Annotated in this window: 22 protein-coding genes; 17 read left to right on the plus strand and 5 right to left on the minus strand. The window is 56.6% G+C overall.

The genetic code is table 11. The annotated features are described in order from the left end of the window. Positions 1-4: 4 nt before the first annotated feature. Genes AC2FH8_RS16070 through radC form a run of 5 tightly spaced genes read left to right on the plus strand, consistent with a single transcriptional unit; the run spans position 5 to position 3858 of the window. The gene (locus AC2FH8_RS16070; RefSeq protein ID WP_496690226.1) at positions 5-940 is read left to right on the plus strand and encodes an ABC transporter substrate-binding protein; all 936 of its coding nucleotides are present in this window, start codon (positions 5-7) and stop codon (positions 938-940) included. Further along, complete coding sequence (gene tenA, locus AC2FH8_RS16075) at positions 937-1611, plus strand: thiaminase II (RefSeq protein ID WP_496690227.1); 675 nt, start codon at positions 937-939, stop codon at positions 1609-1611. Before AC2FH8_RS16070 ends, tenA begins: the two co-directional genes overlap by 4 nt. Then, a complete protein-coding gene (locus AC2FH8_RS16080; RefSeq protein ID WP_281995836.1) occupies positions 1608-2336 on the plus strand; it encodes an ABC transporter ATP-binding protein in 729 nt (242 codons plus the stop codon). The genes tenA and AC2FH8_RS16080 overlap by 4 nt, the downstream gene beginning before the upstream one ends. Then, positions 2333-3067, plus strand: a complete 735-nt coding sequence (locus AC2FH8_RS16085) for an ABC transporter permease (protein ID WP_271950546.1) — start codon at positions 2333-2335, stop codon at positions 3065-3067. The genes AC2FH8_RS16080 and AC2FH8_RS16085 overlap by 4 nt, the downstream gene beginning before the upstream one ends. Positions 3068-3102: 35 nt before the next feature. Next, positions 3103-3858 carry a RadC family protein gene (gene radC, locus AC2FH8_RS16090; RefSeq protein WP_271950544.1) on the plus strand — a complete coding sequence of 252 codons (756 nt, stop codon included), beginning with the start codon at positions 3103-3105 and terminating at the stop codon, positions 3856-3858. A 3-nt stretch (positions 3859-3861) separates the two neighbouring features. On the opposite strand, the gene AC2FH8_RS16095 is transcribed toward radC, so the two are convergent. From AC2FH8_RS16095 to secA, 3 genes are all read right to left on the minus strand, one after another. After that, entirely contained in the window at positions 3862-5418 is a 1557-nt protein-coding gene (locus AC2FH8_RS16095; RefSeq protein ID WP_496690228.1) for a phosphate ABC transporter substrate-binding/OmpA family protein, read from the minus strand. Between the two features lie 25 nt (positions 5419-5443). Beyond that, positions 5444-6370, minus strand: a complete 927-nt coding sequence (locus AC2FH8_RS16100; protein ID WP_142637323.1) for a hypothetical protein — start codon at positions 6368-6370, stop codon at positions 5444-5446. A gap of 100 nt (positions 6371-6470) precedes the next feature. After that, positions 6471-9188 carry a preprotein translocase subunit SecA gene (gene secA, locus AC2FH8_RS16105; protein WP_496690229.1) on the minus strand — a complete coding sequence of 906 codons (2718 nt, stop codon included), beginning with the start codon at positions 9186-9188 and terminating at the stop codon, positions 6471-6473. A gap of 176 nt (positions 9189-9364) precedes the next feature. On the opposite strand from secA, the gene AC2FH8_RS16110 reads away from it, so the two are divergent. From AC2FH8_RS16110 to AC2FH8_RS16135, 6 genes are all read left to right on the plus strand, one after another. Then, complete coding sequence (locus AC2FH8_RS16110) at positions 9365-10213, plus strand: peptidylprolyl isomerase (protein ID WP_142637319.1); 849 nt, start codon at positions 9365-9367, stop codon at positions 10211-10213. 4 nt (positions 10214-10217) lie between these two features. Next, positions 10218-11444, plus strand: a complete 1227-nt coding sequence (gene argJ / locus AC2FH8_RS16115; protein ID WP_496690230.1) for a bifunctional glutamate N-acetyltransferase/amino-acid acetyltransferase ArgJ — start codon at positions 10218-10220, stop codon at positions 11442-11444. Continuing rightward, entirely contained in the window at positions 11441-11839 is a 399-nt protein-coding gene (locus AC2FH8_RS16120) for a (deoxy)nucleoside triphosphate pyrophosphohydrolase (RefSeq protein ID WP_142637315.1), read from the plus strand. The genes argJ and AC2FH8_RS16120 overlap by 4 nt, the downstream gene beginning before the upstream one ends. A 288-nt stretch (positions 11840-12127) precedes the next feature. Continuing rightward, positions 12128-12574 (plus strand): Arm DNA-binding domain-containing protein, encoded by a 447-nt coding sequence (locus AC2FH8_RS16125; RefSeq protein WP_496690231.1) that lies wholly within the window; start codon positions 12128-12130, stop codon positions 12572-12574. A 224-nt stretch (positions 12575-12798) separates the two neighbouring features. Beyond that, positions 12799-13050 carry a hypothetical protein gene (locus AC2FH8_RS16130; RefSeq protein ID WP_496690232.1) on the plus strand — a complete coding sequence of 84 codons (252 nt, stop codon included), beginning with the start codon at positions 12799-12801 and terminating at the stop codon, positions 13048-13050. A gap of 8 nt (positions 13051-13058) precedes the next feature. Further along, complete coding sequence (locus AC2FH8_RS16135) at positions 13059-13316, plus strand: hypothetical protein (protein WP_496690233.1); 258 nt, start codon at positions 13059-13061, stop codon at positions 13314-13316. A gap of 196 nt (positions 13317-13512) precedes the next feature. On the opposite strand, the gene AC2FH8_RS16140 is transcribed toward AC2FH8_RS16135, so the two are convergent. Next, positions 13513-14049, minus strand: a complete 537-nt coding sequence (locus AC2FH8_RS16140; RefSeq protein WP_282027507.1) for an Lrp/AsnC family transcriptional regulator — start codon at positions 14047-14049, stop codon at positions 13513-13515. Between the two features lie 434 nt (positions 14050-14483). Here AC2FH8_RS16140 and AC2FH8_RS16145 point away from each other — a divergent pair, with 434 nt between their 5' ends. The 5 genes from AC2FH8_RS16145 to AC2FH8_RS16165 all read left to right on the plus strand — a co-directional run bounded on the left by AC2FH8_RS16145 (position 14484) and on the right by AC2FH8_RS16165 (position 18998). Further along, positions 14484-15575: an aromatic ring-hydroxylating oxygenase subunit alpha gene (locus AC2FH8_RS16145; RefSeq protein WP_142637313.1), complete on the plus strand. Its 1092-nt coding sequence runs from the start codon at positions 14484-14486 to the stop codon at positions 15573-15575. Positions 15576-15594: 19 nt separating this feature from the next. Next, complete coding sequence (gene gloA / locus AC2FH8_RS16150) at positions 15595-16029, plus strand: lactoylglutathione lyase (protein ID WP_085823161.1); 435 nt, start codon at positions 15595-15597, stop codon at positions 16027-16029. Between the two features lie 4 nt (positions 16030-16033). Continuing rightward, positions 16034-16432, plus strand: a complete 399-nt coding sequence (locus tag AC2FH8_RS16155) for an AraC family ligand binding domain-containing protein (RefSeq protein ID WP_496690234.1) — start codon at positions 16034-16036, stop codon at positions 16430-16432. A 103-nt stretch (positions 16433-16535) separates the two neighbouring features. After that, positions 16536-17975 carry a glutamine synthetase family protein gene (locus tag AC2FH8_RS16160; protein ID WP_496690235.1) on the plus strand — a complete coding sequence of 480 codons (1440 nt, stop codon included), beginning with the start codon at positions 16536-16538 and terminating at the stop codon, positions 17973-17975. Between the two features lie 9 nt (positions 17976-17984). Continuing rightward, on the plus strand, positions 17985-18998 hold the full coding sequence (locus AC2FH8_RS16165; protein ID WP_496690236.1) for an alpha/beta fold hydrolase: 1014 nt from the start codon (positions 17985-17987) through the stop codon (positions 18996-18998). 614 nt (positions 18999-19612) lie between these two features. Here AC2FH8_RS16165 and AC2FH8_RS16170 read toward each other — a convergent pair. Further along, the gene (locus tag AC2FH8_RS16170; RefSeq protein ID WP_142640345.1) at positions 19613-20623 is read right to left on the minus strand and encodes a LacI family DNA-binding transcriptional regulator; all 1011 of its coding nucleotides are present in this window, start codon (positions 20621-20623) and stop codon (positions 19613-19615) included. A gap of 211 nt (positions 20624-20834) precedes the next feature. Between AC2FH8_RS16170 and AC2FH8_RS16175 the strand changes: the two genes are divergently transcribed. Beyond that, the gene (locus tag AC2FH8_RS16175) at positions 20835-22103 is read left to right on the plus strand and encodes an ABC transporter substrate-binding protein (protein ID WP_496690237.1); all 1269 of its coding nucleotides are present in this window, start codon (positions 20835-20837) and stop codon (positions 22101-22103) included.

A 22103-nucleotide genomic window follows, 5' to 3' on the forward strand; every position in this document is an offset into this window, starting at 1 on the left:
AGATATGAAAAAACTGATCGCTGCAATCGCCCTGCTGGCTGCCGCGCCGGCCTGGGCCGAGGATAAGATGACCGTCTTGTTGGATTGGTTTGTGAACCCTGACCATGGTCCAATTATCGTCGCACAGGAAAACGGCTATTTCGCCGACCAGGAGCTTGAGGTTGAGATCATTCCGCCCGCGGACCCCTCCGCGCCGCCGCGTCTGGTGGCCGCTGGTCAGGCCGATCTGGCGGTGTCCTATCAGCCGCAGCTGCACCTGCAAATCCATGAGGGCTTGCCGCTGAAACGGGTCGGCACGCTGGTTGCCACCCCGCTGAACTGCCTGCTGGTGCTGGATGATGGCCCGATCAAGTCGCTGGCCGATCTGCGGGGCAAGAAAATCGGTTTCTCGGTCGCCGGTGTCGAAGAGGCGATCCTGACAACCCTTCTGGGGCAGCATGATATCGGTCTGGATGAGATTGAGATGGTCAATGTCAACTTCTCGCTGTCGCCGTCGCTGATGACCGGTCAGGTTGATGCGGTTATCGGGGCGTTTCGGAATTTTGAGCTGAACCAGATGGATATCGAAGGTGTCGCGGGTCGCTGTTTCTATATCGAAGAGGAAGGCATCCCACCCTATGACGAGCTGATCTATGTCGCCAATCCCGATACGATGGATGCCGACAAAATCGCCCGTTTCTTGGCGGCGACCGAGAAAGCGACCCAGTATATCGTCAACAACCCGGAAAAAAGCTGGGAAATCTTCGCGGCCACCTCGACCGAGCTGAAGGATGAGCTGAATGCCCGCGCCTGGGTCGACACGCTGCCCCGGTTCGCACTGCGTCCGGCGGCGTTTGATGCGGGTCGCTATGCGCGGTTCGAGGAGTTCCTGAAGAACAGCGGCATGATCGACAGCCTGAACCCGGTCAGCGACATTGCCATCGATGTGACCGCGCAATGAGCAATTACGGCAAAGCTTTCGCATTGATGCGGGATGCCGCGCAGGGGCCGTGGCGGGATTACACTCGCCACACCTTTGTGGAAGGGATGAAAGACGGAACTCTGCCGCGCGCGGCGTTCCTGCATTACCTGCGACAGGACTATGTGTTCCTGATCCATTTTTCCCGTGCTTGGGCACTGGCGGTTGTCAAATCCGAGACTCATTCGGAAATGCTGACCGCCGTAGCCACGGTAAATGCGCTGGTTGCCGAGGAAATGCAGCTGCATATCGGTATCTGTGAGGCGGCTGGGATCTCCCATGAGGAGCTGTTCGCAACCCCTGAACGCGCCGAAAACCTGGCCTATACGCGCTTTGTGCTTGAGGCCGGGTATAGCGGTGATTTGCTGGACCTGCTGGCGGCTCTGGCCCCTTGTGTGATGGGCTATGGTGAAATCGGCACGCGGTTGGCCTCTGAAGCTACATCCGAGGTCTATCGTGATTGGATCAATACCTATGCCAGCGACGACTACCAGGGCGCATGCAAAGCGGTTGGAGAACTGTTCGATCAGGCTCTAACACGGCGTATTGGTGAGGACTTTGCAGCCTCGCCGCGCTGGGATCGCCTGTGCCAGACCTTCCGCACGGCAACCGAGCTAGAAGTCAACTTCTGGCAAATGGGCCTGACCCCATGACCCCGGCGCCCGATCTGAGCATCAAAGGCACGGCCACGATTGACGGAGCGACCCTGTTCGCGCCGCTCACCCTGACCCTTGGGGCCGGGCAGTGGACTTGCCTGCTGGGCGGATCGGGCGTCGGTAAAACCACAATTCTACGTCTGATTGCCGGGCTTGATACAGGTGCCGTGTTCACCGGGCAGATCACCGCCGGCGATGGTGCTCCGATGCAGGACCGCGTGGCCTATATGGCGCAGGATGATCTGCTGCTGCCCTGGGCAACGGTCGCACAGAATGTCTCGTTAGGTGCGCGGCTTCGGGGCAAGTCGGTCGATCTGGAGCGGCGCAACCGTCTGATTCAGCGCATGCGATTGCAGGATCATATGACCAAGAAACCCGCCGAACTGTCGGGCGGCCAACGCCAACGCGTCGCTTTAGCCCGCACGCTCATGGAGGATCGCCCGATTGTTCTGCTGGATGAGCCGTTCTCGGCGCTGGATGCCCGCACTCGGGCCGATATGCAGGACTTGGCGGTCGAGGCGTTGCAGGGCCGGACCGTTTTGCTGGTGACACATGACCCGGGTGAGGCCGCCCGGCTGGGCCAGTCCATCATGGTGATGACACAGCAGGGCCTGACCCCCTGTGAGCCGCCGCATGCACCTGCCCCGCGCCATGTGGACGACCTTGAGACGCTTGAGACGCAAGGTGCGCTGTTGCGCTTGCTGCGCGAGGCGGTCGCATGAAATATCTCTCAGCCCTTGCAGCCACCGTGTTCGCGATTGCCATCTGGCAGGGGATTGTCTGGACGACCGGCTTGCCTAAGTTCATCCTGCCAAGCCCCGCCGTGGTGGCCGAGACCTGGTGGCAGAACCGTTGGTTGATCGCCGAACACACTTGGATCACTGCGGTTGAAGTGGTGATTGGACTGGCCTTCGGGACGGTTCTGGGTGTGGTTACGGCGCTGCAACTGGCCAATTCGCGGGCGGCGCGAGTTCTGGTGCAGCCGATGCTGGTGTTCACGCAGGCTCTGCCGGTTTTCGCGCTGGCCCCGTTGCTGACGCTTTGGCTGGGCTATGGTCTGTGGTCCAAGGTCGCGATGGCGGTGCTGATCATCTATTTCCCGATCACATCGTCTTTCTTCGATGGGCTGATGCGGACGCCGCAGGGCTATCTGGACCTTGCGCGCACGATGCAGGCCAGTCCGCGTGCAGTGCTGTGGTATATCCGCATTCCGGCGGCGATGCCCTCGCTGGCGTCGGGGATGAGGCTGGCCGCCGTCTATGCGCCGATCGGGGCGGTGATTGGTGAATGGGTCGGCTCGTCGCAAGGGTTGGGATATTTGATGCTGTTGGCCAATGGCCGTGCAAAGACCGATCTGATGTTCGCCGCGATGCTGACCTTGGGAGTGTTTTCCATCGTGTTGCATATGGTTGTCCGCCGCGCCACTGCCCGCATGGCAGGTGAGGTGCGTTAACCATCTGGAAACCGATTCTGCGTCAGGCTGAGAGCATGACACAGGACGCCTTTTCCGAAGCCCCAATGCTATTCGATACAGACGAAGCCCCCGCGCAGCCGCTGCCGACGGGTCGGTTACCCTCCTACATCAAAGATCATCGCAAGCGGCTGCGCGAACGGTTCCTGTCTGGCGGGTCCGCCGCCATGCCGGATTATGAGCTGTTGGAACTGGTCCTGTTCCGTTCAATCCCCCGGCAGGATGTGAAACCGCTGGCGCGTGCGCTGATGGAAACGTTCGGCGATTTCAATCGGGTGCTGACCGCGCCCGAGGAACGGCTGCGCCAAATCAAAGGCGTCGGGGATAGCGTGATCACCGATCTGAAAATCCTTGAGGCCTGCGCCCATCGCATGGCCCGCGCACGGGTGATGAGGCGACATGTGATTTCCGGATGGGACGCATTGCTGGACTATTGCCACACCACCATGGCCCATCGTGAGACCGAACAATTCCGTGTGTTCTATCTGGATCGCAAAAACGTGCTGATCGCTGATGAGGAACAGGCCAAGGGCACGGTGGATCATGTCCCTGTCTATCCGCGTGAGGTTGCCAAACGGGCGCTGGAGCTGAATGCCTCGGCGTTGATACTTGTGCATAACCATCCGTCAGGTGACCCGACCCCGTCGCAATCGGATATCGACATGACCAACCGAATTCAGGATGCCTGCCTGGCACTGGGCCTGACGCTGCATGACCATCTGATCATTGGAAAGTCGAACGAGCTGAGCTTTAGGTCCGAGGGTTATCTGTAGCTGCTATTGAACCCAGACCTCGACCCGGCGGTTGACCTTTCGGCCCCATTCCGTGTCGTCGCAGGCCATTGGCATGGCCTCGCCAAAGGCGTCGACCGTGATTTCGATGCTGTCCCCGATAGCGGTTTCAATCTCGGCCAATACGGCATTGCGAACGGTTTTTGCCCGCAACAATGCGATCCGCGCATTGGTTGACGCTGCCCCTTCGCCATCGCTGAAGCCGACAAACCTAAGCTTTCGGGCATCGAGGGTCCCGGATTCCAAAAGAAGGGCAAGATGTCGGATATTGGACCGTGACTGCGCATCCGGGCGCGAGGAACCGGGCTCGAACCGGAAGGACAGTGACAGGCGGGACATGGGTCTGAAAATCTCGACCAGCCGCTGAAGTTCCTCCAAACCAACTTCTGATCCGCCCGACGCGATAGCATTGGCAAGTCGATCCCCTTGCACCCCAAGACCCATAGTCTCGGGGGTTTGATCGACAAAGCCAGCTTCGCGTATTGCCATCTGCGCCTCGATTCCTTGGGTGTAGGCCAGGAATTGACGTGCAAAACGCGGCAATCGCCTGTCCGGCAGGTATAAAAACATAGGTGAGGTCAGCGGATAATCTTCGGTCTTGATTGACTGCCGAGTAGCCGCCAGCGCATGACCGCACCCGCCGGTCAAAGGCAGGGCACGCGCGGTGCTGGCTTCGGCTTGGCTTGCCACACCTATTGAAAAGGGATCCGCAGCAACGGTACGTACCAGATCAGTACTGCGGTCATGCCGAATGGCCGCCTCGGAAAGGGCTGTGCCGGAGGGTGCCAGAAGCCTGTCTTCGACATTCTGGGCCAGACCCGAACCGGCTTCCGGAAGGTGCAGTGAAATTGGCGCATCGGGTCCGCCCAACTCGGCCCAACTCGTAATCTCGCCCGAAAACACCCGGGTTAATTCCGCAAGCGAGATTTGCTGTAACGGGTTCGAGTTGGCAACGATTGGTACCAAAGCGTCAAGCGCGATGACGCGGGCCCGGCGGGTGCGGGTCAGATCGCCAAGGCCTACCGCTTGTGCGGCTTGCTCCTCTTCGGGTCGGATTTCGCGCAACGCCAGAACAATATCAGCCTGGTTTTCTGCCTGCGCCCTAAATCCGCGCTCAGTGTTCCCTGCGTCAAAGAAGAACCGACCCAGCGGTGCTGCCCTCCCGGGTTGGTGCAGTTCGTAAGAAAATGTGTTGGCGGTCAGCCTGTTTGGAGTCGCCGACAACCCTTGCTGCTGTGCGAAGCCAACAATCAGCGCTGGTAGAACCTTTTCCGCCATGACCGAAGATCCGGCAAATCGGATTTCAGCCACAAAATCGGTCAGGCTTGGGCAGGCAGGTCCGGTACAGGTCACACCGGACCCATCAACTGTCAGCGTGCCGAATTGTGTTGCCACACGATAGAACTCGCCGTCAAATCCCAGCAGGTCACCGGTGACTTCGACCTTGCCGTCATGCGATCTAAGCGAGATGTCTTGCGCCTGTGCGCCCGACGCGATTGTAACGGAAGCCAGTGCAGCCGCTGCCACACGAAAGAATGTCATAAGATGCCCGAGCCTGCCTGCGGATTTAGTTTGCGGCGATTGTCAGGTCTTGGAAGAGATTATTCAACACCAGAAACTCTCCGGTGCGGGAGCATTCAGGAAAACTCAGCGTCCTGTCTTTTGATCTCAACCGATCATCCCGCAATTCAAGCGACTGGATGTTCAGGTCGCGCCCGCAATTTTCCGAAGTCACCTCGGTTTCGACAGTGATTTCTATCGACCCGTTTTGGTTGGAAAGACCAGCAGGGAACGAATAGATTTCGATGTTTTTCATGTCCCCGGTTCCGGTATTGCCCAGACGCACTACCTGTCCGGCGCCTTCGGTCGGGGTCTCGGCCGAGACATGGCCATTGCCGCCATAGCTGGCCCCGAATTCCAGCGCATGAATTTGCAGGTCAGTTTCACCCTGCCATTGCAGTGCAATGCGTTCGTAATTGGCAATGTCAGCGATATGGGTGGTTGCGACTGTTCCATGCTGGTCTTCAAACGAGATCAGAAAGATCGCATATTCTGACAGGGCCGGGATTGTCATGTCCATGCGCCCTACTGCGTCGGTGCGCTGTGTGACTGTCAGACCGCTATGGTGAATTTCCACAGATTCATTACTGTGGCAGGGGGCGTTGACGACCAGCCGGGCGGCAGCACCGGGAACGGCAGTAGCGCGCGCACTGAGGGTGCAGTCAATGGGATTGACTGGTTCTGATCGACTGGATTCGATAAAACGGTTGTCGGACCCAGTCTCTTTGCTTGTTCCGTGAACCGGTGCAGATGAGGTCAGAACGACTTCGCTTAACCCGGGGATGATTGAAGCCTGATCTGTAACTGATGCCACATCAACAGAAGCCCGCTCCCCTCGCGGTTGCGCAGGGGTTCCGTTCTGCATGAGGTAGCCAATGGCCAATGCACAAGCAACGGTGCCGCCAGTGGTTACGTAGTTCTTAATTACAAACAAGACACCCTCCCCAGTTGAAGGAGCGATTCGCACCCTGCAGTTGAATCACGGCTAATATGTGGCCGTGAGGCGGACTCATTGTGTCTCGATTGTGGTGACGTTAGGTCAATCGGCCATGGCAATGCTTAAACTTCTTGCCTGAACCGCAGGGGCACTTGTCGTTGCGCGACGGGTTTCCCCAAGTTGCCGGGTCGTCTTCGACAAATCCAGGCCGCGCATCACCCGAGGCTTCGGCCTCGGCCACCGCTTCGGCGTGACCAGCGGCCTGATCTACCGCCTGCTGCGCCCGTGCCTGCTGCGCTTGCATCTGGGTCAGCATTTCGCGCTGTTCCTCTTCGGTCAGCGGTCGCACGCGGGACAGCTGCTGGGTCACGGTTTCGCGCAACGAATCCAGCATGGATTCGAACAGCTGGAAGCTTTCGTTCTTGTATTCGTTCAGCGGGTCGCGCTGGGCATAGCCGCGGAAGCCCACGACCGAGCGCAGATGTTCCAGCGTCAGCAGATGTTCGCGCCATTTGCTGTCGATCGTGTTCAGCAAGACCTGTTTTTCGATGTTGCGCATGTTCTCGGGGCCGAACGCGGCCACTTTTTGCGCCATCATTTCGTCAGCGGCGTTGATCAGCCGTTCGCGCACCTGCTCGTCATCTACGCCTTCCTCAGCGGCCCAATCCTGAACCGGGGCGTCAATGGTCAATTTTTCCTTGACCGCTGCGTGCAAACCCTCGGTATCCCACTGATCGGCATAGGATTTCGGCGGCATATATTCGTCGATCAGGTCGTCGATCACCTGTTCGCGCATGTCTGATACGATTTCGGAAAGGTCGTCGGCGGACATGATTTCGCGCCGTTGGCTGAATACCACCTTACGCTGGTCGTTCATCACATCGTCGAATTTCAGGACGTTCTTGCGCATGTCAAAGTTGCGACCTTCGACCTTGGATTGCGCCCGCTCCAGCGATTTATTCACCCAAGGGTGGACGATGGCCTCACCTTCTTTCATGCCCAGCGTGGTCAGAACCTTGTCCAACCGTTCCGAGCCGAAGATGCGCATTAGGTCGTCTTCGAGGCTGAGGTAAAACACGGTGCGGCCCGGATCACCCTGACGGCCGGACCGGCCCCGCAGCTGGTTGTCGATACGGCGGCTTTCGTGGCGTTCCGAGGCCATGACGTAAAGGCCACCTGCGGCCAGAACCTTTTCCTTTTCTTCGGCATGGCGCGCCTCTTCGGTGGCGCGCAACTGGGCCGGGTCGGCATCGGGGTTTTCTTCCAGCGCCTGCAGAACCTTCATTTCCACATTGCCGCCCAGCTGAATATCAGTACCGCGACCGGCCATGTTGGTGGCGATGGTTACTGCGCCATATCGGCCCGCATCGGCAACGATCTGCGCCTCTTGCTCGTGTTGGCGGGCATTCAGAACATTGTGCTGGATACCCTCTTTGGTGAGCATCTGGCTGAGCAATTCGGACTTTTCGATGGAAGTGGTGCCCAGAAGGACCGGTTGTCCGTTTTTCTGGGCTTCCTTTGTCTCGTCGATCATGGCGCCGTATTTTTCGGCTGCGGTACGAAAGACCTGATCGTCCTCATCCAGACGCGCGATCGGTTTGTTGGTTGGTACTTCGACAACGCCCAGACCGTAGATTTCGGTAAATTCCTCAGCCTCGGTCAGCGCGGTGCCGGTCATGCCGCCCAGCTTGTCATACAGGCGGAAATAGTTTTGGAACGTCACGCTGGCCAATGTTACGTTTTCGGGCTGGATCTGCACGTTTTCCTTGGCTTCGATGGCCTGATGAAGACCTTCCGACAGGCGACGACCTGGCATCATGCGACCGGTGAACTCATCAATCAGAACGACATTGCCGTCCCGCACGATGTAATCTTTGTCACGTGTAAACAGCTTATGCGCGCGCAAGCCCTGGTTCACGTGGTGAACGACCGTGGTGCTTTCAGGATCATACAGCGAATGGCCTTCTGGGATCAGGCCGTTGGCAATCAACTGTTGCTCCAGAAACTCGTTACCCTCATCCGTGAAGGTCACGTTCCGGGACTTTTCGTCCAGCGTGAAGTGATCTTCTCCCAATGACGGGATTAGCGCATCAATCGCGGTATACAGGTCCGACCGGTCCTCGGAGGGCCCGGAAATGACCAGCGGCGTCCGCGCCTCGTCAATCAGGATCGAGTCGACCTCATCCACGATCGCGAAATTGTGGTGTTTCTGGTAAATTTGATCCAGTTCCGCCTTCATATTATCGCGCAGGTAATCAAAACCCAGCTCATTGTTGGTGGCATAGGTCACGTCACAGGCATAAGCAGCCTTTTTCTCGGCATCGGGCTGCCCTGACCAGATGACACCGGTGGTCATGCCCACGGCGGCAAACACCTTGCCCATCCATTCCGAGTCGCGCTTAGCCAGGTATTCGTTCACCGTGACCACATGCACGCCCTTACCGGTCAGCGCGTTCAGATAGGCGGGGAGGGTCGCAACCAATGTCTTGCCTTCACCCGTTTTCATCTCGGAAATATTGCCCTGATGCAGGAAGGCGCCGCCCATCAACTGCACATCAAAGGCACGCAGGCCCAGCGCGCGTTTTGCCCCTTCGCGTACGTTGGCAAACGCCTCGGGCAGCAGATCATCCAGGCTTTCGCCTTCCAGCGCACGTTTGCGCAGCTCGGCGGTCTTTGCGATCAGGCCGTCATCCGACAGATTCTCGAACTCGGGTTCCAGCGCGTTGATCTGTTCGATCAGGGGGCGGGTCGCCTTGATCTTGCGGTCGTTCGGTGTTCCGAACACCTTTTTGGCGAGCGTTCCGAGTCCCAGCATGTTCACTCCAGCGGATCTGTTCTTGTCTTGGTTTTGACAGGCTTGCCCACCTTGCGCGCAACCCATAGATACGGGGGGTGAAAGGCGGCCCTGTCCAAGGCTTCAAAGCGATGTAAGCGGCAGGTTCCAGAGTGTCAACGCTGCGCCCTGCCGTGGCAAAGAAATAGGATGATTCCATGCCCAAAGGCCTCACTTTTCTGCCATCGCTGGCCCTTGCAACGGTGATGGCGCTGCCATTGGCCGCCGAAACCAAGCCCGATGCCAGCACGGTGGTCGCCCGCGTAAACGGCGAAGAAATCACTCTGGCGCATGTGATCGCAACGGTTGCGACACTGCCCCCCAACTACCAGCAGGTCGAAGATGATGTTCTGTATGATTTCATCATCGAGCAGCTGATTCAGCAGCAGTTGCTGGGCCAGGAGCAAGAAGGGCTGAGCAATCTGAACGCCTTGGCCATCGAGAACGAGACGCGGTCTTTGCTGGCGGTTCAGACCGTAAATGCCCTGATCGACGAAGTTGTAACGGCAGAAACCATTCAGACCGCCTATGATGCGCGCTTTGCCGAGTTTGAAGGCGAAGATGAGTTTAATGCCAGCCATATTCTGGTCGAGACCGAGGATGAGGCAAAAGACCTTAAGGCTCAGTTGGATGATGGCGCCGACTTTGCCGAGCTGGCCAAAGAAAAATCAACCGGTCCTTCCGGCCCGAATGGCGGGGTGCTGGGTTGGTTCGGCAAGGGGCAGATGGTTCCCGAGTTTGAAACCGCCGTTGTCGCGCTTGAGAAGGATCAGGTGTCGGACCCGGTGCAGACACAGTTCGGCTGGCACGTGATCATTCTGAATGACAAGCGCAAATCCGAAGCGCCCGCACTTGATGCGGTGCGCGACGAGCTGGCACAGGATCTGCAAAGTGAAGCTATTCAGGCCCGTATCGGCGAGTTGACCCAGGCTGCACAGATCGAACGTCCTGCGCTCGAAGATGTGACCCCGGGCATCGTGCGTCAGTTGGACCTGATTCAGGAGTAACCCCGTGGCCTCGATCACCAAAGTCTCTCCGCTGGCCCCGGCGGCGTTTCCCGAATTGCCCGCGATTGACGGTGTGCGCTTTGCGACCGTCGAAGCCGGCGTACGCTATCAAGGCCGCACTGATGTGATGCTGGCGGTCCTTGATCCAGGCACTTCAGTGGCTGGGGTCTTTACCCGCTCGGCCACACGCGCGGCACCCGTGCTGGATTGTCAGGACAAGATCGGCGGGCCAAGTGACGGGCCGGCGGCGATCCTTGTGAATTCGGGCAATGCCAATGCATTTACCGGGCATTATGGCCAAAGCTCGGTCGCCGAGGTGACGCAAGCAGTGTCCGAGACCACAGGCGTGCCGGTCGAACGGGTTTTTACCTCGTCAACTGGTGTGATCGGTGAACCCTTGCCGCATGGCCGCATCGTGGCGCAGCTTGAGGCCCTGAAATCCGGCCTCAGTCGCCACGCAATCGAAGATGCAGCGCGGGCCATCATGACCACGGATACCTTTCCGAAAGGAGCTTCGGCGCAGGTCGAGATTGATGGAAGAACAGTCTCTATTGCGGGGATTTCCAAGGGTTCTGGCATGATCGCGCCTGATATGGCGACGATGCTGGTTTATATCTTCACCGACGCCCAGGTCGAGCAATCCGCGTTGCAGCAGATGCTGGGTACGCAGACTGACCGCACTTTCAACTGCATCACTGTCGACAGCGACACTTCGACGTCGGACAGCCTGCTGCTGTGTGCTACTGGGGCTTCGGGGGTGGATGCGACAGACAATGCCGCCTTTGCTGAGGCTTTGGAAACCGTGATGCTGGACCTTGCCCAACAAGTGGTACGCGATGGCGAGGGCGCCACGAAATTCGTAGAAATTCGTGTGACCGGGGCTGTCACCGATGCCGACGCCAAGGTGCATGGATTGGCGATTGCCAATTCACCACTGATAAAAACCGCCATTGCGGGCGAAGACCCGAATTGGGGCCGCGTCGTCATGGCCATCGGAAAATCGGGTGCAGCTGCCGACCGTGACCTGCTGAGCATTTCTTTCGGAGACATCCTTGTGGCCGAAAAAGGCTGGGTCAGTCCCGATTACCGCGAGGAAGACGCCGCCGAATACATGAAAGCTCAGGACCTTGTAATCGGCGTCGATCTGGGGCTGGGCGCGGGTAAATCCACCGTTTGGACCTGCGACCTGACCCATGGCTATATCGAGATCAACGCGGATTACCGGTCGTGAAAACAGTTCTGGTTTCTGCGGTCGCCCTGATAGACATCGAGGGCCGGGTGCTGCTGGCGCAGCGCCCCGAAGGCAAATCCATGGCTGGACTTTGGGAGTTTCCCGGCGGCAAGATCGAACCCGGCGAAACGCCCGAGGTCGCCCTGATCCGCGAACTGTACGAAGAACTGGGCATCAACACATGGTCCTCCTGCCTTGCGCCGCTGACCTTCGCCAGCCACAGCTATGATGATTTTCACCTGCTGATGCCGCTGTTTGCCTGCCGCAAATGGGAAGGCATTCCACAATCGAAGGAAGGACAGGCGCTGAAATGGGTGCGTGCGAATGATCTGCGCAGTTACCCGATGCCTGCGGCAGATGTGCCGTTGATCCCGATTTTGCGGGATTGGCTTTAGGGTCCCGGTTCGATCTTGTCTGGACGCTGGAATTCAGCGCGCGATCTAAACATATTGCAGCGCTTAGGCGCAGGCAAGAAACGGAAAAGCGCACGAGTGCAATCGCTTGAAAAGTAGGGAGATGTTTGGAGTTTGGTGCCCCCACACGGCATTTAGACCTTGCACCACCATACCCCACGACATTCCACTTTCTTATAAAAACCAACACCCTAAGACTTTAGCTATTCCGTTATGTGTCAGGATATAGCAGGATACCGCAGACAATAAGGCGGATAGAAGGGTGGACGGATGGCGCGGCCTATCCATAAACTTTCGGCCGCAGCGGTGAAGGCAGCAGGCCCCGGTAAGCACAACGATGGTGCCGGATTGTGGTTACACAAGCGCCAAGATGGCGGCGGGCAATGGTTCCTCAGGATCACGGTACACGGTTGCAGGCGTGAAATGGGCCTTGGGTCCATTGCAGATGTATCGCTCAAAGAAGCAAGAGAACACGCGGAACAGTGGCGCGCCTTTGCCCGGAAGGGTCTTGATCCAATCAAAGAACGCGAAAAACAACGGCGTGAGGCTGAACGCAATTTACATTGTTTGGCGGATGTCGCATTGGACGCGTTCGAAAGTCGGAAGGCCGAACTCAAAGGCGACGGTAAAGCTGGGCGCTGGTTTTCTCCTCTAGAATTACATGTCTTACCCAAACTGGGTAGATCCCCGTCTCAGATATCGATCAGATCGACATAAGGGACGCTCTGAGGCCCATTTGGCACTCCAAAGGGGGGGGGAACTGCCCGGAAAGCCATTAATCGCCTCAGCATCGCTCTAAGGCACGCTGCGGCGCTAGGCTTGGACGTAGATTTGTAGGCTACCGAGAAAGCCAAAGCGCTTCTTGGTAAATCTAGGCATACGCCACAACACATGCTGCTATGCCGTGGATTGACGTTCCAGAATTCTACAGAGCCCTAGAAGTGCCCACGACAACCAATCTGGCCCTGCGGATGCTGATCCTGACGGCAGTCCGCTCAGGTCCGCTCCGCTTTATGAGATACGATCAAATTGAAGATGACATTTGGACAATCCCTGCGCATCAGATGAAGGGCCGGTTAGGCCAAACGGCGGATTTTCGCGTGCCTTTGTCCGGCGAAGCCCAGCGCGGGTTGACCTCACCAAACCCTTCTACCGTGATGGTTTTCTCTTCCCCGGCCTTCGCAAAGGAGTGATTTCGGATATGACGATGGGGCAACATATGCGCAAGGCAGGTTTGCCATATAGGCCTCATGGGTTCAGATCCAGCTTTCGGGATTGGGTGGCGGACCGAACCAATGCGCCAAGGGAAGTCGCAGAAACCAGCCTTGGCCATGTTGCAGGAAGTCAGGTCGAAAGGGCGTATCGCAGGACGGATTATCTGGAGCAACGTCGACTAATCATGAACGAATGGGCTCGTTATGTAACCGGCGAGGAAGAAAGCATCCATGATGATTTCTGAACCGTCCGCCCGAAGCCCAAGCGGTAACTCGCTGCAGGATCTGACATTCAAAGCGAAATATTAGACAACATCGTTCGCGCAGTTCGGAAGACGGATGGCTGTCGGGGTCGGCATTAAGATCGGCGCTGAACATCTCCCCAAAAACCCTGTTGAAACCCTTTCGCATTAGAAACGTCAGCGATCGGCTTCTTCCTCTTCACTCCTTCACATCCTGCTTTAGCAGAAACTGATTCTTGAAATTCTTCAGCCCCGGCATAACATCGGCATTGGCGATATCGTCACTCGCATGGATTTCATGCTCTAGAAATTCCTTCAATGCGTCACCGTCGTCACTGACCAGTTCAATGATCAGGTCGTAACGTCCCGCGACCCACAGGATGAAAACAACCCTTGGGTTCTTTTCAAGGCGCTTCGCCACCTGGCGTGGGGTCACGCCAGCGGCCACATTCAACCCGATCATCGCGTCGGTTGTGTATTCTGTGGCCACCGGATCCGACATCGCAACGATCCGCAACATGTTGTTGTCTCGCAGACCGCTCACCCTGTTGCGGATGGTTCCTTCGGACACATTCAACTGCTGTGCAATTTCCGAAAAAGCCATCCGACCATCTTGCTGCAACAGCCGGATGATCTGCTGGTTCAAGTCATCCTTTGGGGACCTAATGCTCTGTGCGGAGGCGCGCACGTTTGATTGCTTTTTGACTGCCATATACCCGATGCTCGATTGCTGCATTCGTAGCTGAGACTAGGTGAGGACATCGAAATTCGCAATTCTCTCTTAAGAATTCTGTGGCAGGAAGTGCAGAAAACGACATCTTTTGCCCTCGACACCGCAGCTTCCAAGGACCGTGACGCGGGCCTATTGCCAAATTTTCTGTAAAATCCCGCTGAAATTGCGGCTCTCGCAATCCACACGACCTGGTTATTCGAAATTCGCACTTCCATGCCGTTTTTTGACCAGATTATTTCTGATTCGTGCCCCAAAATCCCAGAATATTCGCGAAAATCGAAAGAATGTTAGGCGACTAATGCGATATTCGCAGTCGAAACTTCAGTTCCCGGCGCGGCGGGACAGAGTCCGCAAGTAGGAAGACCGCGAGAAACGGTAAAACCATGCGCCTGTCGTTGGACCGACGGGTGCAGGTGGCAGTGTCGAAGGGAGGACAAATGACAATTGCCGAGGATAGAACTCAGGCCATTGGAGGGCCTCAGCACGGGCTGACCGCCGGGGCGTATCGCAGCGAAGAGTTCTGGCAGCGGGAATGCCAGACTGTCCTGGCCAAGAACTGGGTGTTCATCGGGTTTGCCCATCAGATGGCTAACCCCGGTGATGCTCATCCGGTTACCTGCGCAGACTTACCACTGCTGGCGGTGCGCGGTCGTGACGGCGACATCCAGGTGTTTCACAATGTTTGCTTGCACCGGTGTATGACATTGGTCGACAAGCCTAAGAATGTCGGCAAGTTGATCCGCTGCCCCTATCATGCCTGGGCCTATGATCTGGATGGCCGCTTGCGGGCTGCGCCGCATTTTGCCGGAACCGGCAAGCAGGAGTTCGACGGCTTTGACATCAAAAATCATCGCCTCAAGCCTGTACGCACCCATGTCTGGCATGACTGGATCTTCGTCAATCTGGATGGGAACGCGCCTGATTTCGAAGACTATGCCGCGCCTTTGATTAGCCGGCTGGAGGGGATGGATTTCACCAGAGTGGAACCAATTGGCCTGCTCGACTTTGGTGAGATTAGCACCAACTGGAAGCTGATCATGGAGAACTTTATCGAGCCCTACCACGTTCAGTTTGTCCATGCCTCAACCACTGATCAACCATTGGAAAACCACTATACAATCACCGATGGCACCTGCATCGGCAGCGCGGTGGATCTGAACGAAGAGTTGGGCACATCCGGCAGTCTGGGGGTCAGCTCTCGCTATCTGACCCTGTACCCCAATTTCATTCTGGGCCGCTATTTTCCGGATCAGCTGGGCGTATATCTGAACGTGCCCATTGGTCCCGGAAAGATGCGCCAGTACCGAGCACTTTACACGACAGAAGGCCAGGAACTGAGCGCCGAGGAAGTACAAGCCCTCAGAAACCTTTGGTGGGATGTCCACAAGGAAGATCACGAGATGGTTGAACGCATGTTTGAGGGCCGCAAATCCCCGGTCGCCGAGGATGGGGGCCTGTTGTCGCCCGCTTGGGAGGACAGCGTCCGCGCCTTTCAGGATCTGATCGAGCGCGACGTGGCCGGTACTTAAGCAAGAAGGAACAATATCGATGAACAAGTCCATATCCAAAGGGTTTCGTCTGGCCCATACGATGATGCGGGTCACCGACATGGAGAAGTCACTGGATTTCTATTGCGGAATTCTGGGTATGGAAGTGCAGCGGCGCACGGACTACCCCGAAGGCAAATTCACCAATACCTTTATCGGCTATGGGCCCGAGGCCGAGTTTCCCACGCTGGAGCTGACCGCCAATTGGGATCAGGGCACGCCTTATGACAAAGGCGACGGCTGGGGTCACATCTGCATCGAAACGCCAGATGTTTATGCCGCGTGCGAACAGCTGGCTGCGGCCGGCGTAAACATCACCCGCCCACCGGGGCCAATGAAAAACGGCACAAGGGTCATCGCCTTTTGCGAGGACCCTGACGGTTACAAGGTCGAATTGAACGAATCCATACTGAAACACCTGGCACAGGAAGGCTGACCAAATGGGTGACACACCTCAACTTTTCAAATTCGATCTGGTTCAAAATCGCTACGACTCGATGGGCGACAGCGACACTTACATCAAACCGATGGTGACCAGCGAATTCAGCAAGTCCATGTGCGGCGGTATCAACGTCCTGAAAAACATCAAGGTGCCGTGGGATCTGACCTGCGACGAGATCATTTATTGCCTTGAGGGCACGTTCCGACTGGTTTGCGACGGCAAAAGCTATGTTTGCAATCGTGGTGATGTGCTGTTTGTCCCGAAGGACAACCACATCTCCTACGAGTCGGACGGCAAATGCGTGATCTTCTATGCCGCCTACCCTCACAACTGGAAACAGCTTGCCGGGATCACGCAGGTTCCGGGCATCGACCCTGACGATTTTGTCCCCGGCTGAACATCTTAACCGCTGAGCGACAGAACAACCGAAACCAGCACCAACACTGAGGGATCACCCTCGGTGAACCAAATCTGATTGCCATTCGATGGGAGAACGCCGAATGCCCAAGGACAATGCCAGCACCCGCATCTACTACGAGACTATCCATGACGCTGTCGAGCGTAACCGCCCGCGTATCGCAGAGGTACGGCAACGTCTGGAGGAGGCTGGCGTCAAATACGTGATGGCCGCCTGGATTGACCTGCACGGTATTCCAAAAACCAAACCCGTACCGATGAGTGATTTTGAACCGCTATGCCTCGGGAAAGGACCGCAATTTGCGGTGCATTCGATTTCTTACGTGCCCGAACTCAGCCCTGCCGACAGCGATCAGGTCGTGGTGCCGGATCTCGATGCCGTCTATGTCTGCCCGTGGGATACTTCGATGGCGATCATCTTCTCGGACCTCTACTGGGAAGATGCGCCCTATAATGTCTGCCCGCGTCAGGCCCTGAAACGTGCCATGCACGAGGCTGCGCAGGAAGGGTACACAGGTTATGCTGGGGTCGAGCCCGAATTCATTGTGATGAAATACGACGACGCCGGTCAGCCGGTGAAGGCGTTTGACGACGACCCTGCAAGCGGCCTTCGGCCCCGCCGTCAGGCGTTTGGCTATGACGTTGAATACTCGATCGACTCGATGGCGTTTCTGAAAGACATGATCGACATCATCGAGGGTCTGGGTTGGAACCTGCATGACGTGGTGGCCGAGGGTGCGTATTCGCAGTTCGAGCTGGATTTCCACTACACCAACATGCTGGAAATGTCTGATCGGCTGGCATTCCTGCGCATCACCCTGAAAGAAGTCGCAAAAAAGCACGGGATGTTCATCACTTTCATGCCGAAACCGACAGTGGGCGATTGGCGGTCTGGCGCGCATATCAACATGTCGATGCAGCATGAAAGCCGTCCGGGCGAGAACATTTTCGAAACGCCGGATGGCGATTGGAGTGACGAAAGCCGCTGGGCAGTTGGCGGACTGATGCAGCATGCAGAAGCAATCACCGCGATCACCTGTCCGACGGTGAATTCCTATAACGGTCTGGTGCCACGTGTTGGCGGCTTTGAAGGCGGCACGGTCACATGGGCCCCGACAAATATCACCTATGGCTTCAACAACCGATCCGCCCAGTTCCGCCTTCCGCAAAGCCGCCACTGCATCGAAAATCGCGCCTGTGACATGACAATGAATGTCTATCTCGCGATGGCGATGCACTTGAGCTGCGGAATAAAAGGCATCAAAAACAAGATCGATCCGGGCAAACCAACAGATTTTGATTTGTACTCAAAGACTGAATCCGAGCTTGCCGAGCTCGGTATACGCAGGCTTCCGCGAACTTTGTTCAACGCTATTGAGGCTCTGCGTCATGACGAGATGGCCGAACATGTGATGGGGCGCGTGATGCGCAACTCCTATATCGAGTACAAAAACGACGAATGGGAGCGCTATCACCAATCGGTCACTGATTGGGAAGTGCAAGAGTATCTGAGGCTGTACTGAAAGATGGTCGTGGATGAGTTTAGGACATTCGACCTTGGAGACTTCCCGCTTCTATCGGGTCAGGTTTTGCACGACGCCAAACTTGCCTATCAAACTTACGGCACGTTGTCGGCCACCCGCGACAATGTCATCGTCCTACCGACCTTCTACACGGGGACAAATACTCGGAACGAAGGGTTCTTCGGCCCCGGTCGCGCTATTGACCCAAGCCGCCACTTCATCGTCAGTCCAAATTTGTTCGGCAATGGCCGTTCGTCTTCGCCCTCGAATACGCCCTCCCCTCAAGACGGCCCGCGATTTCCGTTGGTGCAGATGTGGGATAATATCGCGGCGCAGCATCGGTTGATCCAAGATCACCTCGGCATCGAAAAGATCGCGCTGGTCGCCGGCTGGTCAATGGCGGGCTGTCAATCCTATCAATGGGCGGCGCAATACCCGGATATGGTACAAGCGATCTTGCCTTTCTGCGCCTCGGCCAAAACCTCAACGCATAATTTTGTCTTCCTCGAAGGGGTCAAGGCCGCCCTTTGCGCGGACCAGAATTGGAACGGCGGCAATTATGACAGCCCGCCCGAGGCCGGGCTCAAAGCCTTCGGTCGGGTTTACGCAGGCTGGGCTTTCTCTCAGACCTTTTACCGTGAGAGGCTTTATGAGCAGCTTGGATTCCAATCCATTGAAGAGCTGATGCAAGATTGGGAACAGGACCATGTACAGAGCTGGGATGCCAACAATCTACTGGCCAAGCTTGCCACCTGGCAGGCTGGCGACATCTCTGCCGGGCCACTTTACAATGGGGATTACAAACTGGCGCTGGGTGCCATCAAGGCGCGTGCCATCCTGATGCCCTGCACTCAGGACCTCTATTTCCCTCCTGAAGACAATGAAATTGAGGCCCACCACATGCCTAACGCCATCTTCCGTCCTTACGACTCGCCATGGGGTCATTGCGCCGCCAATCCTGGTAACGACAAAGGCTTTGCGGCACAGTTGGACGTTAATATCCGCGAGCTCTTAGAAGAATAAGACCTTGTAAATAAATGAGAGATTGTACTCATTCATTAGCGACTGGTACATTCCTTCAAGTGAAGGGCAGCAATTCGGCAACAGAACTGCAACCGCAGTGGATTAGCTATAGTTACGCTCTGGGTAATTCGTTCGATGTTGCCAAGTCCGCATTACTGCGCATAACAGACGTCGATGCCAGTCGCGGAATTCGAAACATTGGACTCACTGCTACCGTCGGATGCGGCGCAGAATGACTCGCCTAGCCAAGATAAACCCTGTCCTGTACGGCCCAAACCAGCCGTTTGCCTCACCACTCGACGCTGCAGCGCAGCCTGCGCATTGCTGCCGTTCGTGCACCTTGCAGCATTGTCGAACAGCGGGTGACGGCAAACCACAACATAGCCGTCAAATTCTCGGGATACTCTGCCACAGTTAGGATCTTTCTTTCGGCCAATAATCCTGAAGCAAACCTATGGCTGTGCGCCCTGCTTCCAGCACTCGGTCTGCCTCTTCTTCGGATTCCGTCAGACGAGCCAGGGTAATCGTGCCCATCAAGAGCGCCATCGCAGCTACTGGCTGTAAATCAATGAGTCTGGAGCCTAGTGATTTCGGTAGGAATTCAGGCCGTGTCTCTATATTTCTGGGGCTTCTCCGGATGTTCCCCGCACTTTCAGGACCGCAGAATACTCGAAATGACGGACTGGAAGTTCGGGTGTTCGCATTCGGTCCAGAAGGATCTCGGCCAATCGCTTGCCTAACATTTTCGGGTCGATCGCCATGGTTGTCAGGCCGGGCGTCGAGACGGCAGCATCCTCGATGTCATCGAAGCCTACTACCGAAAAATCATGTCCGGGTTTCAAACCTGACTGGATCAAGCCGAAGCAGGCACCAAGCGCTACAACATCTCCGTTACAAACAATGCCTGTCACCTCGGGGTGTTTGTGACGGAGCGCTGCGACAGCGTCAAATCCGGCGCGCTTGGTCTCCTCACATGGCCAGATTATTGGGCGCACGCCATCCAGTTTTTCACAAACGCTAAGGTAACCGGCGATGCGCTCCTCGCGCACCGACGTTTGCTCGGTGCCGCCAAAATAGGCGATGTACCTGTGTCCCAAATCAATCAAATGCTGTGTGGCTTGAGCAAGAGCCTCTGTGTTTAGAACACCAACGTGATCAAGGGACTGTGATACCTTGCGCATGAAAGTAACAGCGGGAACACCGTGGGTTTCCAGAAGCTCCATAGCGTCCTCGTTCGTGTCGAGCGCCGGCACCCAAATCAAACCACGGCGACCAAATCTGATGCAGGCTTCCAGGAGGCGGTCCTGACGCTGAAGGTCTCCTTGTGCATCGAGGACCGACACCATGAAACCTTCGGTTTCGAGCAAGTCGACAGCGCCGCTGACAACCTCTGCGTTAAACGGGTTGGCCAATTTGTTAATGATGAAACCGATTTCGCGATTGTCGCCCGATCGCATTGCGGCCGCCGCTTGATTTGGGACGTAGCGCAGACGCTTGGCTGCGCTCAGGACTTTCTGACGGGTCTTCTCTGAAATTCGACCAGTGTCACGCATAACCTGGCTGACGGTTGGAACCGACACACCCGCTTCTTTGGCAACGCTGGATAAGGTGGGTTTTTTCGTCATGGGTCACAGTCTTGGTATAACGTTTGCCTAAAGTCGCAAGCGGTTTTGCAAATGGCAAGCAGTTTATGACGAACGCTTGGGCGCAAGAGGCTTGACTCATGATACAACGATATATCATAGTAACTGCATTCTCCCTCGGACTGATCCAAGGTTGTCGGCGAGGGAGGGAGGTTGCCTGGTTTTGGACAACCTCAGACATAGGGAGGAAAACATGTCTATTCATTCGAAGCTGGCGGGAGCCGTGTCCGGTGTGGCCATGCTTGTTGGCGCTGTCACCGTGCAAGCTGAAACTCTGTTCTGGTCGACCCAGGCCCGGCCAGCCGAAGAAGCGCAGGCGATGCGGACCGAGGTTCTTGGTGGCTTCGATGGTGGAGTGGATTACCAGCCGAACGAAGACGGCCCTTGGCTGACGCGTTTGCAAGCTGAACTACAAGCGGGCTCGGGTAGCATTGACTTGCTGGGTTCTTTGCACGGCAACTTCTCGGCGATGAACCCTGATGACCTAATGGATCTCAGTGATCTTGGCGTCATGTCGGCCTCAGACACTTTCAATGATCTGGCCAAGCTGGGAACTGACGGCCTGCACTACATGCCTTGGATGCAAGCGAGCTACATCATGGCCGCCAATAAGGAAGCGCTGCAATACCTGCCTGAAGGTGCGGACATCAATGCGCTGACCTATGACCAGTTGATCGCATGGGCGGCGAATGTAGAAGAAGCAACTGGCCAGAAGAAATTCGGCTTTCCTGCAGGACCCAAGGGTCTAAAACACCGCTTCTTCCAAGGCTACCTCTACCCGTCCTACACTGATGGTGTCGTGCGGACATTTGCATCGCCCGAGGCTGTGACAGCATGGGAGAAGTTCAAAGAGCTGTGGAGCCATACAAACCCTGCATCGACCAACTTCTCGTTCATGCAGGAACAGCTGTTGAACGGCGATGCCTGGATCGTCTTCGACCACACCTCGCGCCTTGCACAGGCGTTTAATGAGCGTCCTGACGATTTTGTTGCCTTCCCGGCGCCTGCTGGTCCGACCGGCCGTGGCTTCATGCCTGTTCTGGCAGGTGTTGCCATCCCACGCACCGCGCCAGATGCAGAAGGTGCCAAAGCGTTGGTGACCTATTTGATGCAGCCCGAAACACAGATTGCGACCCTAAAGGCCACAAACTTCTTCCCTGTGGTTGAAGTCGAACTGCCAGACGATCTGCCGCCTTCGGTCAAAGCTGCCGGCGAAGCGGTTGCCACGATGAGCGGCTCACCAGATGCTAATCCTGGCCTGCTGCCTGCAGGTCTGGGTAGCATGGGTGGGGATTTCAATCGTGTTTACGTAGATGCGTTCGAGCGCATTGTTCTGGCTGGTCAGCCCATCGAGCGGGTTCTGGAAGATCAAAAGAAACAGCTGGAAAAGATCATGACTGAAACAGGCGCGCCTTGCTGGGCACCAGATGCACCATCGGAAGGTGCTTGCCCGGTCGAATAA

The organism is Ruegeria sp. CDSC025, assembly GCF_059610805.1.

Coding starts and splice junctions, on each gene's coding strand:
- AC2FH8_RS16140 (WP_282027507.1), bottom strand. CDS start 14,049: ATGCAGCAATCGAGCATCGGGTATATGGCAGTCAAAAAGCAATCAAAC.
- AC2FH8_RS16175 (WP_496690237.1), top strand. CDS start 20,835: ATGTCTATTCATTCGAAGCTGGCGGGAGCCGTGTCCGGTGTGGCCATG.
- AC2FH8_RS16080 (WP_281995836.1), top strand. CDS start 1,608: ATGACCCCGGCGCCCGATCTGAGCATCAAAGGCACGGCCACGATTGAC.
- AC2FH8_RS16110 (WP_142637319.1), top strand. CDS start 9,365: ATGCCCAAAGGCCTCACTTTTCTGCCATCGCTGGCCCTTGCAACGGTG.
- AC2FH8_RS16070 (WP_496690226.1), top strand. CDS start 5: ATGAAAAAACTGATCGCTGCAATCGCCCTGCTGGCTGCCGCGCCGGCC.
- secA (WP_496690229.1), bottom strand. CDS start 9,188: ATGCTGGGACTCGGAACGCTCGCCAAAAAGGTGTTCGGAACACCGAAC.
- tenA (WP_496690227.1), top strand. CDS start 937: ATGAGCAATTACGGCAAAGCTTTCGCATTGATGCGGGATGCCGCGCAG.
- AC2FH8_RS16170 (WP_142640345.1), bottom strand. CDS start 20,623: ATGACGAAAAAACCCACCTTATCCAGCGTTGCCAAAGAAGCGGGTGTG.
- AC2FH8_RS16135 (WP_496690233.1), top strand. CDS start 13,059: ATGACGATGGGGCAACATATGCGCAAGGCAGGTTTGCCATATAGGCCT.
- AC2FH8_RS16155 (WP_496690234.1), top strand. CDS start 16,034: ATGGGTGACACACCTCAACTTTTCAAATTCGATCTGGTTCAAAATCGC.
- AC2FH8_RS16125 (WP_496690231.1), top strand. CDS start 12,128: ATGGCGCGGCCTATCCATAAACTTTCGGCCGCAGCGGTGAAGGCAGCA.
- AC2FH8_RS16085 (WP_271950546.1), top strand. CDS start 2,333: ATGAAATATCTCTCAGCCCTTGCAGCCACCGTGTTCGCGATTGCCATC.
- AC2FH8_RS16095 (WP_496690228.1), bottom strand. CDS start 5,418: ATGACATTCTTTCGTGTGGCAGCGGCTGCACTGGCTTCCGTTACAATC.
- radC (WP_271950544.1), top strand. CDS start 3,103: ATGACACAGGACGCCTTTTCCGAAGCCCCAATGCTATTCGATACAGAC.
- AC2FH8_RS16145 (WP_142637313.1), top strand. CDS start 14,484: ATGACAATTGCCGAGGATAGAACTCAGGCCATTGGAGGGCCTCAGCAC.
- AC2FH8_RS16160 (WP_496690235.1), top strand. CDS start 16,536: ATGCCCAAGGACAATGCCAGCACCCGCATCTACTACGAGACTATCCAT.
- gloA (WP_085823161.1), top strand. CDS start 15,595: ATGAACAAGTCCATATCCAAAGGGTTTCGTCTGGCCCATACGATGATG.